The sequence below is a fragment of the Streptomyces sp. WAC06614 genome (assembly GCF_003949795.1).
In the GTDB taxonomy this organism is placed as follows: domain Bacteria; phylum Actinomycetota; class Actinomycetes; order Streptomycetales; family Streptomycetaceae; genus Streptomyces.
Genome location: NZ_RPRY01000717.1, coordinates 1 through 996, shown reverse-complemented (window position 1 = coordinate 996; position 996 = coordinate 1). Strand labels below are relative to the sequence as shown.

The window sequence follows — 996 nt, the reverse complement described above, 5'->3', positions numbered from 1 at the left end:
CGCACCGCGCCGCCTTCCTCGACGACCTCGCCGACTGGCTGCGCATCCCCTCCGTCTCGGGCCGGCCCGAGACGGAGGGGATGCGCAGCCAGTCGGCGAGGTCGTCGAGGAAGGCGGCGCGGTGCGTGGCGATGTACTGGCGGACGGCGCTGTCCGGGGTGTGGCTCATGGCTACGAGCCTAGCTGTCCGAGGAGTGGGCACTTCGCGGGTGCGGCTGGTCCTTTTTGTGAGCTTCGCCCCGGAGAATCGCCTCCAGTCGGGCCCGTCCCGGGAGCCGGCGGGGGCGGATGACGCGGCCGCTGCGGACGTGCAGGAACGCGGCCGTGACCTTGCGCAGGGGGGTGCCGGTGGCCTCGGCCCAGGCGAGGCGGTAGACGGCGAGCTGGAGGGGGTCGGCCTGGGTGGTGCGGCCGGTCTTCCAGTCGACGATCTCGTAGCCGCCGTCGGGGGTGGCGTAGACGGCGTCGATCCGGCCGCGGACGACCCGGCCGGCCAGGGTGACCTGGACCGGGACCTCCATCCGGTACGGGGTGCGGTCGGCGTACGGGCCGCGCTCGAAGGCGGCCTTGAGGCCGTCGAGGTCGTGGGCGTCGGCGACCTCCTGGTCGGAGCCGGGGAGCTCGGTGGCGGGGTCGAGGACGTCGAGGAGCGGGAGGGGGAGCTCGTCGAAGCGGGACTCCACCCAGGCGTGGAAGCGGGTGCCCTGGCGGGCGGCCGGCTGGGGCGGCCTGGGCATCGGGCGGGCGAGCTCGCGGGCGAAGGCCTGCTCGTCGGCGGCGAGCCGGAGCAGGTCACTGGCGGACAGCGCCGCGGGCAGCTCGACCTCGCGCGTCCCGGCGCGGGACGCGCGCAGCTCGCGCTCCAGCGCGTCGAGGTCCCGGTCCCAGGAAGCCACGACCCGCACCTCCTCCGGAGCCAACCCCCCACCGGCGTCCCCGGCCCCGGCGGCCCGCCGCGGCCCGGGATGCCCGGGCCGCGGCGGGCCGGGCATCCCG

Annotated in this window: 1 protein-coding gene; it reads right to left on the bottom strand. The window is 76.6% G+C overall.

What is annotated here, in order from left to right:
- Nucleotides 1-179 precede the first annotated feature (179 nt).
- Nucleotides 180-996 (bottom strand): PD-(D/E)XK nuclease family protein (locus EF918_RS36090; RefSeq protein ID WP_148141371.1); only part of this gene is annotated, 817 nt, incomplete at its 5' end.